General features: G+C 62.4%; 10 protein-coding genes. 3 read left to right on the forward strand and 7 right to left on the reverse strand.

Annotated features, from left to right (window positions below; all coding sequences use genetic code 11):
- From JHD64_RS19990 to JHD64_RS20005, 4 genes are all read right to left on the reverse strand, one after another.
- The coding region (locus JHD64_RS19990) for a coproporphyrinogen III oxidase (RefSeq protein WP_199055272.1) at nt 1-277 on the reverse strand (277 nt) is incomplete at its 3' end.
- A gap of 427 nt (nt 278-704) precedes the next feature.
- The gene (locus JHD64_RS19995; RefSeq protein ID WP_199055274.1) at nt 705-1,535 is read right to left on the reverse strand and encodes a carboxylesterase; all 831 of its coding nucleotides are present in this window, start codon (nt 1,533-1,535) and stop codon (nt 705-707) included.
- Between the two features lie 101 nt (nt 1,536-1,636).
- Nucleotides 1,637-3,007 (reverse strand): ATP-binding protein, encoded by a 1,371-nt coding sequence (locus JHD64_RS20000; protein WP_233170631.1) that lies wholly within the window; start codon nt 3,005-3,007, stop codon nt 1,637-1,639.
- Nucleotides 3,004-3,711, reverse strand: a complete 708-nt coding sequence (locus JHD64_RS20005; protein WP_059284987.1) for a winged helix-turn-helix domain-containing protein — start codon at nt 3,709-3,711, stop codon at nt 3,004-3,006. The genes JHD64_RS20000 and JHD64_RS20005 overlap by 4 nt, the downstream gene beginning before the upstream one ends.
- 167 nt (nt 3,712-3,878) lie before the next feature.
- Between JHD64_RS20005 and JHD64_RS20010 the strand changes: the two genes are divergently transcribed.
- Nucleotides 3,879-5,945, forward strand: a complete 2,067-nt coding sequence (locus tag JHD64_RS20010; RefSeq protein WP_110313466.1) for a carbon starvation CstA family protein — start codon at nt 3,879-3,881, stop codon at nt 5,943-5,945.
- Nucleotides 5,938-6,126, forward strand: a complete 189-nt coding sequence (locus JHD64_RS20015) for a YbdD/YjiX family protein (protein WP_159874716.1) — start codon at nt 5,938-5,940, stop codon at nt 6,124-6,126. The genes JHD64_RS20010 and JHD64_RS20015 overlap by 8 nt, the downstream gene beginning before the upstream one ends.
- Nucleotides 6,127-6,380: 254 nt before the next feature.
- On the opposite strand, the gene JHD64_RS20020 is transcribed toward JHD64_RS20015, so the two are convergent.
- On the reverse strand, nt 6,381-7,412 hold the full coding sequence (locus tag JHD64_RS20020) for a YeiH family protein (RefSeq protein WP_199055275.1): 1,032 nt from the start codon (nt 7,410-7,412) through the stop codon (nt 6,381-6,383).
- Between the two features lie 175 nt (nt 7,413-7,587).
- Here JHD64_RS20020 and JHD64_RS20025 point away from each other — a divergent pair, with 175 nt between their 5' ends.
- A complete protein-coding gene (locus JHD64_RS20025) occupies nt 7,588-8,454 on the forward strand; it encodes a LysR family transcriptional regulator (RefSeq protein ID WP_199055276.1) in 867 nt (288 codons plus the stop codon).
- A 68-nt stretch (nt 8,455-8,522) separates the two neighbouring features.
- On the opposite strand, the gene thrB is transcribed toward JHD64_RS20025, so the two are convergent.
- On the reverse strand, nt 8,523-9,461 hold the full coding sequence (gene thrB, locus JHD64_RS20030; RefSeq protein ID WP_199055277.1) for a homoserine kinase: 939 nt from the start codon (nt 9,459-9,461) through the stop codon (nt 8,523-8,525).
- Between the two features lie 9 nt (nt 9,462-9,470).
- Complete coding sequence (locus tag JHD64_RS20035; protein ID WP_110313465.1) at nt 9,471-9,791, reverse strand: DUF2782 domain-containing protein; 321 nt, start codon at nt 9,789-9,791, stop codon at nt 9,471-9,473.
- Nucleotides 9,792-9,826 lie beyond the last annotated feature (35 nt).

Below are 9,826 nucleotides of genomic sequence, written 5' to 3' on the forward strand. Positions count from 1 at the left end.
CCCCCATGGCCTCGAAACGGCGACCGGCCAGTTCCGGGCGATGGGCGGTGGCCGAAGCCGGCAGCGCATCACCGCTGACATGCGAGAAATTCACCCCGGCCTGTTCAAATACCGCGCCCTGACTCAGCACACGGCTGCGTCCGCCGCCACCCGCCGGCCGCTGCCAGGCATCCTCGACAAAGCGCCCGCTGCCATCGGCCTGTTCCAGTGCGGCGCAGATGCGGTCTTGCAGTTGCAGCAGAAAGGCTTTCACTTCATTGGCGTGGGGATGGCTCATCGCAATATCCTGGGTGGTGGTGTGGCTGGCATTGTAGCAGAGCCCTTCCCGGCTGCTGCAGCGCGCGCTACGGACAAAAAAGAACCCGCCTGAGGGGGCGGGTTACACAAAGTCACACAAAGGACAGAGGAGAACGGGCCCGTTGCCAGACCCTAAACAGATACAGAGCAAGCACCTTGCCGCAGGCTCGGGGGTATCCGCGGCATGGCTTGTTTGCATGGGAAACAGTGTGCCAGAGCCGGCTGGCCGCTCTGTGCGGCTAGCGTCTGGGCTATGTGGCGGCGCTGTGCCGGCTTGGTGACAGTGCATGACAAAGCGCCGGACTTTGTTACTGTTGATGAAGCCGGGGAACTTTGCCCGTCTGCAATGACAAAAGGCCGGCACTGCTGGCAGTGTCGGCCCGGTGTTGGCAAGCAGCAGCGGCAGCTCAGGCGGTGATGGCCTCACCCTGCCACAGCGGCTGTGTCGTGCTGGCCGGACGCGGCTTGCTGGCCGGACGGGCCCGGAAAAAATCCACGCTGCGCGCCAGCACCGCCATGCGTTCGTTATCCACCAGAATCATGTGATAGCTGTCGGACAGCGGCATGAAGTCGACCGGCCCGCCCAGATGTTTTTGCAGGTGGTGTGCCGAGCGCGGGCTGGTGATGTCGTCTTCGTCGGCATGCACGATCAGCGTGGGGCAGGTGATTTCCTGCAGGCGCGGCATCAGCTGCTTGCGCAGCTTGTCGACCTCGCGGATGCAGGCCAGCGGCACATACGGGTAATGGAAGCGTTCGCCGCGTTCGAAGCGTTGCTGGATCAGCTTGCGGATGCGCACATTCTTGATGCCGAATGGTTCGGCTTCCGGCACGCGCATGCGTTTGGCCATGCCCGGCAGGATATAGCCCAGCTTGCGCAGCCAGGTCAGGCGCGGCAGGCTCCAGCCATCCAGAAACAGCGGCGGCGCATACAGTGCCAGCTTGTCCTGATGGTTTTCCAGCCGTGCCACTTCCAGTGCCACCAGCGCACCCAGGCAGACGCCGGCCAGATGCACCACGCCATGGCGCTGCTTCAGCGTGCGGTATTGGGCGCGCATGCTGTCTATCCAGTCCTGCCAGCCGGTTGCCAGCAAATCGTCCGGTACGGTGCCGTGGCCAGGCAGCAGCGGGGCATGGGTATCGATCCCGGCTTCTTCCAGGGTGCGGCCCAGCGAGCCGAGGTCGTAAACGGTACCACCCAGGCCGTGAATCAGCAGGGCGGCGGGACGAGGTGAAGGCATGGAAAATTCCGGCAGGAAAGTGAACAGCCTGCAGTATGCGCAAGATAAAGCAGCCAGTCTGTCAGTTTCCTGTCACAGGATTGTGACAGGCTGTGACTCTGTCAGCTGAGGGCGATGCGCAGGGTGAGCCGGGCTCCGCCCAGCGGACTCTTGCTGGCGAAGGCATTGCCGCCGTGATGTTCGGCAATCAGCCTGACATAGGACAGCCCCAGACCATAGCCGCCGGTGGCGCGGTCCCGGCTGCGGTCCAGCCGGCGGAAGGGTTCGAAAATCCGTTCCCAGTCCTGCGGCGGAATGCCGTGGCCATCGTCGTCGACATGGATTTCCAGCATGTTGCCATGGCGCTCGACGATCAGATGCACCTGGTGCTGGGCGTATTTGAAGGCGTTCAGCAGCAGGTTGCGGCTGGCGACATAGATCAGCTTGCGGTCGAAGGTGGCCTGGCCGCGCGCGCAATCCATGGACAGGCTGAGATTGGCCGGTTTCAGGGGATGGACCAGGTCGAGCAGGTCGTCGAACCAGTCGTACAGGTCGACCTGTTCCCGCTGCAGGATGGAGTCGCCCCGGTTGAGCTTGGCGTATTCCATGCTGGCGGTAATCAGCTCTTCCAGCTCCTGCATGTCACGTTCCATGCCGTCGCGGTAACGCTGGCGTTCAGCCTCGTCCTCTTCTTCTTCCAGCATGGTCAGGCCGAAACGCAGCCGGGCAATGGGGGTACGGATTTCATGCGCCACGGCATGGCTCATCGCCTGATGCATTTCCAGCAAGCGCTCCAGCCTGGCCGCCATGCTGTTGAGGGCAGTGGACAGGGGGGCGAACAGCCGGCTGTGCGCCTGCGGGGTGCGTACGTGGAAATCACCGTTGGCGAACAGTTCGGCGGCATCGCGCACCGAAACCAGATCGCGCCACATCGGCCGCAGGTAAAAGTAGATCAGCAGGCCCAGCGTGCTGCCGGTAAACAGGATCCACAGCAGCAGCACTTCGATGTCTTCGGTAATCCAGCCGCTGTCGTTGCTGTTGCTGGTGGCATCCAGCGGCCCCATCAGCACCATGCGGTGCTCGTCGCGCAGCGGGATGTACAGCAGGTTGTTGTCGAAATCGAGATAGGTTTTGCCGGCGGCAAAGTTCTGCCTGCTCTCCGGGTCCAGATCGGCCGGCAATTCCGTGATCAGCTTGACCGGATAGCTGAAATGACGCGTCAGCTGTGGCAGGGCGTGTTCGCGGCCGGCTGGCGGCACCCGCTCCAGTTCCTGCACCAGCAGCGAGGCCGGGCCATCCAGCATGCGGCGGGCGTTTTCACTGTCGCTATTCTGGTACAGCTTGCCCAGCATGAAGGCGAAACCGATGATGATGGCCAGCTCGGCCGCCATGGCGATGATGAAGTAGCGGGCAAACAGCGTGGCCAGTGATGCCTTGGAGGCTTTGCCCGGGCGCGGTTTCTTGTCCGCTCGCAACAGGGGCAGCTTCATCATTCCCAGTCACTGCGCGAAAACAGATAGCCCTTGCCGCGCACGGTCTTGATGCGGGTGGGCGAATCGGGGCTGTCGCCCAGCTTTTTGCGCAGGCGCGAGATGCGGGCGTCGATGGAGCGGTCCAGCCCGTCAAAGCCGATGCCGCGCAATTCGTTCATGATGTCATCACGCGACAACACCTGGCCGGCATGGCTGGCCAGCAGCCACAGCAGGTCGAATTCGGCGGTGGTCAGTTCCATTTCCTCGCCGGCGAGTGAGGCCGAGCGCGTGCCCTGGCTGATGCTGAACTGGCCGAACACCAGGTCATCGTGGTCGCTGCTGTCGCTGCTGCCGCCATCGTCGACGCCACGGCGCAGCAGGGCGCGCACCCGTGCCAGCAGGCGGCGCGGCTCGACCGGCTTGGCCAGATAGTCGTCGGCGCCCAGTTCCAGCCCGAGGATTTCGTCCACGTCCTCGTCGCGGGCGGTCATGATCAGGATGCGGCCATGGTAGCGCAGCCGCACCTCGCGGCAGACATCGAAGCCTTCCTTGCCTGGCAGCATTACATCCAGAATCACCAGGTCCGGCCGGGTATCCAGAATCACATCGGCGGCGGTGTCGCCGCGACCATGCAGGCTCACCTGATAGCCGTGTTTGCCAAGGTAGGCGGAAATCAGCTGAGCCAGATGAATATCATCTTCGATAATGAGAATGTGGGGTGTCATGCCATGCCTGCGAAAATCAATGGTGGAAATAGTATCACCATGTATGGCAGGGCTGGCATCCGGCTTGTATTTCCCGGTTTATGCGGACAGAATCGACGCTGCACATACGAGGCAGTCAGGCCGGCTTCGGCAGCGGCCCATGATCAACCAAGGACAGAGAAAATCACATGCAACGCTTAAAGGAATGGGCAATCTGGATTGCCGTGGCCCTGGCGGGCGCCGTCGCTTTTGCCGTGGTGGCACTCAATCGTGGCGAGCCGGTCAATGCCATCTGGCTGGTGGTGGCCGCCGTGTCGGTCTACTCCATCGCTTACCGTTTTTATGGCCGTTTCATTGCCAATAGTGTGCTGGAGCTGGATGCCAAACGGCTGACCCCGGCGGAAAAGCACAACGACGGCCTGGACTATGTCCCCACCAATAAATGGGTGGTGTTCGGCCACCACTTTGCCGCCATTGCCGGGGCCGGTCCGCTGGTGGGGCCGGTACTGGCCGCGCAGATGGGCTATCTGCCGGGCACGCTGTGGATTCTCATCGGCGTGATGCTGGCCGGCGCGGTACAGGATTTCCTGGTGCTGTTCCTGTCCATGCGCCGCGACGGCAAGTCGCTGGGTGAAATGATCCGGCTGGAACTGGGGCCGATTCCCGGCGTGATTGCCTCCATCGGCATCCTGATGATCATGATCATCCTGCTGGCGGTACTGGCGCTGGTGGTGGTCAAGGCGCTGACCGGCAGCCCGTGGGGCAGCTTCACCATCGCCTGCACCATTCCGATTGCCCTGTTCATGGGCATCTATACCCGCTATATCCGACCGGGCAAGATTGGCGAAATTTCCGTTATCGGCTTTGTGCTGCTGATGCTGGCCATTGTCTATGGCGGCGATGTGGCCAAGAGCGCCACGCTGGCACCGCTGTTCACCCTGCAGGGCACCACCCTGGCCTGGGTGCTGATCGGCTACGGCTTTGTCGCTTCGGTGCTGCCGGTATGGCTGCTGCTGGCCCCGCGTGACTATCTGTCCACCTTCCTCAAGATCGGCACCATCATCGGTCTGGCCATCGGCATCCTGATCGTGGCGCCGAACCTGCACATGCCGGCGCTGACCAAGTTCATCGATGGCAGCGGCCCGGTCTTTGCCGGTAACCTGTTCCCCTTCCTGTTCATCACCATTGCCTGCGGTGCCGTGTCCGGCTTCCACGCGCTGGTGGCTTCGGGTACCACGCCCAAGCTGATCGAGAACGAAACCCACGCCCGTGTCATCGGCTACGGTGCCATGCTGATGGAAAGCTTTGTCGCCATCATGGCGCTGATTGCCGCCTGCGTGCTGGATCCGGGCGTGTACTTCGCCATGAACAGCCCGGCAGCCGTCATCGGCAAGACCGCGGTGGACGCGGCACAGGTGATTTCCAGCTGGGGCTTTGTCATCACCCCGGATGTGCTGACCCAGATGGCCAAGGATGTGGGCGAAACCACCATCCTGTCGCGTGCCGGTGGCGCACCGACACTGGCGGTGGGCATGGCGCACATCCTGTCCGGCGTGATTGGCGGCAAGACCATGATGGCCTTCTGGTATCACTTTGCCATCCTGTTTGAAGCGCTGTTCATTCTTACCACCATCGACGCCGGCACCCGCGTGCTGCGCTTCATGATCCAGGACCTGCTGGGCATCTTCATCAAGCCCATGGCCAATACCGAATCCTGGGGCGCCAACCTGACCGCCACCGGCCTGGCCGTGGCCGGCTGGGGTTACTTCCTCTACCAGGGGGTGGTGGATCCGCTGGGCGGCATCAATACCCTGTGGCCGCTGTTCGGCATTGCCAACCAGATGCTGGCCGGCATTGCGCTGATCCTGGCCACCGTGGTGCTGATCAAGATGCAAAAACTGCGCTATGTGTGGGTGACCGCCCTGCCCACCCTGTGGCTGCTGATCGTCACCCTGGTGGCCGGCTGGCAAAAGCTGTTCCATGCCAGCCCCAAGATCAGCTTCCTCGCCCATGCTGACAAGTTCGCCACCGCTGCGGCCAAGGGTGAAGTACTGGCCCCGGCGAAAAGCCTGGCGCAAATGCAGCAGATCATCTTCAATGATTATGTGGATGCCACCCTCACCGCCATGTTCATTGCCGTGGTGGTGGCCATGCTGCTGTTCTCCGTCAATGTCATCCGCAAGGCGCTGGCCGTGAAGTGGGTCACCACCAAGGAAGTGCCGGCGGTCTATCGTCAGGGAGAAGCCAATGTCTGAGTTATTGCGCCAGCTGACCGAGGCGGCGCGGCTGATGGTGGGGGTGAAAGACTACGACAAGTATGTCGCCAGCCGCCGCCGTTGCAGCCCCAATGCCCCGGTGATGAGCCGCGAGGCCTTTTTCGCCCACTGCCAGTCCGAGCGTTATGGTGGCAAGTCGATGAAAAAGTGTCCGTGCTGATTAGCCGACAGCCATAGAAAAACCGCCCGATGCCGGGCGGTTTTTCGATTCTCCCTCTCGCTGCCTGCAAGGAAAGCGAGGCTCCCTTTCAGGGAAAGGGTGAGGGGATAGGGAATAGATGGCAAGGCTGCGAAATCGGTTATTTAGTCGAAAGGCCCGGCTTTGCCGGGTCCAGTACAATCGCAGCAAATATCGTTGTCAGCAGCCTGAAAAACCGCCCGATGCCGGGCGGTTTTTTTATTGCACGCAGTGTTTCACAGCTGGTGCAGCAAATAAGTGATGACGCTATTGATCAGCGTGCCGCCCACCAGCAGCCAGCCAAACAGCGCGCTGGCCAGCCACATCGGCTTGCTGCCGGCACGGCGGATGGCGGAAAAGTGGGTGGTGAGGCCCAGTGCGCCCATGGCCATGGCCAGCAGCAGATTATCCAGCGCAATCAGCTGCGCCACCCAGGCTTGCGGCAGCCAGTGCAGCGAATTGAAAGCCGCCATGGCGAGAAAACCCAGGGCAAACCACGGAATGGTGATGCGGTGCGCCTCCTTGCTGCCGGCCTGATGGCGGCGGCCCAGCCAGGCCGACAGGATCAACAGAAACGGTGCCAGCATCATCACCCTGATCATCTTGGTAATCACCGCGCTATTGGCCGCCTGCTCGCTCACCGCCCGGCCGGCCGCCACGGCCTGGGCCACTTCATGCACGGTGGAGCCGGTAAACACGCCATAGGCAAATTCGGACACACCCAGCGCCTGCACCAGCGAAAACAGCAGGGGATACAAAAACATGGCCAGCGTACCGAATACCACCACCGTGGCCACTGCCACCGCTACCTTTTCGGCATGCGCCTTCACCACCGGCTCGGTGGCCAGAATGGCGGCGGCACCGCAAATCGAGCTGCCCGCGCCGATCAGGATGACGCTTTGCTCGTCCAGCCCCAGCTTGCGCCGACCCAGCCAGAAGGCCAGCAAAAAGGTGGAACTCAATACGCAGGCATCGATCAGGATGCCGCTGATGCCGACCGCCGCGATGTCCTGAAACGTCAGCTTGAAACCGAACAGGATGATGCCCAGGCGCAGGATCTGGCCCTTGGCAAAGGTGACGCCGCTGTGACTGGACAGGGCAATGCGCGGATAGAGGGTGTTGCCGAGCACCATGCCGCCGACGATGGCGATGGTCAGTGCCGACAGGCCCAGCTGGCTGAACCAGGGCAGCGTGGCGGCATGGAGCGAACCCAGAGCCAGGACCAGAACCAGCAACAGGCCGGGGGTGTGCTGACGTAGCGTGTTCATGATGAGCTACCTGCAAGATGTGGGGGCTTTGCCCCGATGTCTGAACGATACGCCGCCGCCTGAAAGTTGAAAAACGGATAAAATATCTTTAAATAATTAGAAAAATTAATATATTGAATGGACGGCAATCCGGCTGGCCGCCGTGTCTGGCGAGCAGCCACAACAGGAGCGGCAGATGGCATTGCGTTTGAGCTTGCGCGAACTGGAAGTGTTTGTGGCGGTGACCGAGCAGGGAACGGTGACCGCGGCCGCCGGGCAGGTGGCGCTGACCCAGTCAGCCGCCAGCCAGGCACTGGCGGCACTGGAGACCGGGCTGGCCGCTCCGCTGTTCGACCGCGTGGGGCGGCGGCTGGTGCTGAATGAACATGGCCGGCTGCTGCTGCCGCGCGCCCGCGCCATGCTGGATGCGGCGCAGGACATGCAGCGGCTGTTCGACAGCGAGGCGGCCATGCATCTGCGGCTGGCCGCCAGTACCACCATCGCCAATTATCTGCTACCGGAACAGATTGCCCGTTTCCAGCTGCAGCAGCCGCAGGCCAGGGTGGAACTGCTGGTGGCCAATACCGCCGATGTGGTGGAGGCGGTGGCCGGCTTCAAGGTGGACATGGGCTTTATCGAAGGGCCCTGCCACCACCCGGATATCGTGGTGGAACCCTGGCAGGACGATATTCTGGTGGTGTTTGCTGCCGCCAGCCATCCGCTGGCACAGGGTGCGGTCAGCCTGTCACGGCTGGCACAGGCACAGTGGGTATTGCGCGAGAGCGGTTCCGGCACGCGCGAGGAAGTGGAGCGCCTGTTGCTGCCGCATGTGGGCGGTTTTGCCCAGGTCATGGAAATGGGCCATTCCGAAGCCATCAAGCGGGTGGTGGCCGCCGGGCTGGGGGTGAGCTGCCTGTCCTTGCATGTGGTGCAGGAACTGCTGGACAGCGGGCAGGTGGTGGCGGTGCTGGCTCCCCTGCCTGCCTTGCATCGCCCGCTGTACCGCATTCATCACAAGGACAAGAGCCAGACGCGTGGCATGCTGGCGTTCAACCACATGTGAAACGGCCCTGCGGGCTGGCCCGCAAGGCCGTGGCGGGTAGCGGCAGGGCCGGCTGGTGAACCGGCTGCTTACAGCCAGAAGTCGTTGCGCTGGCGATGGGCTTCCACCAGACGCTGAAACACCTTGGGGTCCTTGGTGTAGGTCAGCTCGCCGGCCATGGGCTGGTAGAGATCAAGCAGGCGCGAGGTCCAGAAGCGCAGCGCGGCGGCGCGCAACATCACCGGCCAGGCGCGGATTTCCTCGGCGGTCAGCGGGCGCACCGACTGGTAGCCGGCCAGCAAGGCAGTAGCCCGTTCCGGGCAGATGCTGCCGTCCTCCAGCCGCGTCCAGTCGTTGAAGGCAATGGCTACGTCATACAGCAGGATGTCGTTGCAGGCGTAGTAAAAGTCGATGAAACCGGCGATTTTGTCGCCGTCCATCAGCACATTGTCCTTGAACAGGTCGGCATGGATGACGCCGCTGGGCAGGTGATCAAAGCGGTGGCTGTCCTGGAATTGCACCTCTTCACGCAGGCTGGCGGCATCGGCCGCGTCCATGTAGGGATACATGGCCGTGGCGGTTTCGCTCCACCAGCGCGGGCCACGCGGATTCTTCATCTTGCGCGGGAAGGTGGCGCTGGCCACATGCATCTGGGCCAGCATTTCCCCCACGGCCCGGCACTGGATGGCGCTGGGCTGGCTGATGTCGGCACCGGACAGGCAGCTCACCAGACAAGCCGGCTTGCCGGCCAGGAGCGAGGCAAACTGGTCGGTGTGATCGGCCAGCGGCGCCGGGCAGGCCACGCCGTGACGCGCCAGATGGCTCATCAGCGTCAGGTAGTAGGGCAGTTCTTCCAGCTTCAGGGTTTCGAAGATGGTGAGGACGTAACGGCCATGGGTGGTGGTGACAAAGTAATTGGTATTGGTGACGCCAGCGGCGATGCCCTTGAGTTCGACCAGCTGGCCGAGCGCATAGCGGCTCAGCCAGCCTTGCATCATGTCATCGCTGACGGTGGTGTAAACCGACATGCCTGTTCCTCAGAAGCGCTTGAGAACCCATTGCGGGATGACGATGCGGCGATTCGGGTCCACCTGCTTCATGCTGCCATTGCCCTCTTCATCCATCAGGTAGTAAGGGAAACCGATGGCAGGGGTGACTTTCATCATGTAGAGCTGACCATTGAGGCGGTATTCCTCGATCTTGTCGTCACCGCGCTGGATGATGCGTACTTCCGGTTCGGCCGTGGCGGCAGCATCCGGCGAAATGGTGGGCGGCGGCGGAACGGTGGCCGGGGCCGGCGTGTCGGCCCAGGCGGCCGCAAGCGGCAGCAGGGCGAGGAGGGCAAGGAAGCGACGCATGATGATGGGTCCTTGGTGACAGTGTCGTTATAGGT

This window comes from Aquitalea sp. ASV15, assembly GCF_016429115.1.
GTDB lineage: Bacteria > Pseudomonadota > Gammaproteobacteria > Burkholderiales > Chromobacteriaceae > Aquitalea > Aquitalea magnusonii.

Excerpts from the sequence above, each read along its gene's own strand:
- JHD64_RS19995 (WP_199055274.1), bottom strand. The coding sequence starts at position 1,535 with ATGCCTTCACCTCGTCCCGCCGCCCTGCTGATTCACGGCCTGGGTGGT.
- JHD64_RS20000 (WP_233170631.1), bottom strand. The coding sequence starts at position 3,007 with ATGATGAAGCTGCCCCTGTTGCGAGCGGACAAGAAACCGCGCCCGGGC.
- JHD64_RS20005 (WP_059284987.1), bottom strand. The coding sequence starts at position 3,711 with ATGACACCCCACATTCTCATTATCGAAGATGATATTCATCTGGCTCAG.
- JHD64_RS20010 (WP_110313466.1), top strand. The coding sequence starts at position 3,879 with ATGCAACGCTTAAAGGAATGGGCAATCTGGATTGCCGTGGCCCTGGCG.
- JHD64_RS20015 (WP_159874716.1), top strand. The coding sequence starts at position 5,938 with ATGTCTGAGTTATTGCGCCAGCTGACCGAGGCGGCGCGGCTGATGGTG.
- JHD64_RS20020 (WP_199055275.1), bottom strand. The coding sequence starts at position 7,412 with ATGAACACGCTACGTCAGCACACCCCCGGCCTGTTGCTGGTTCTGGTC.
- JHD64_RS20025 (WP_199055276.1), top strand. The coding sequence starts at position 7,588 with ATGGCATTGCGTTTGAGCTTGCGCGAACTGGAAGTGTTTGTGGCGGTG.
- thrB (WP_199055277.1), bottom strand. The coding sequence starts at position 9,461 with ATGTCGGTTTACACCACCGTCAGCGATGACATGATGCAAGGCTGGCTG.
- JHD64_RS20035 (WP_110313465.1), bottom strand. The coding sequence starts at position 9,791 with ATGCGTCGCTTCCTTGCCCTCCTCGCCCTGCTGCCGCTTGCGGCCGCC.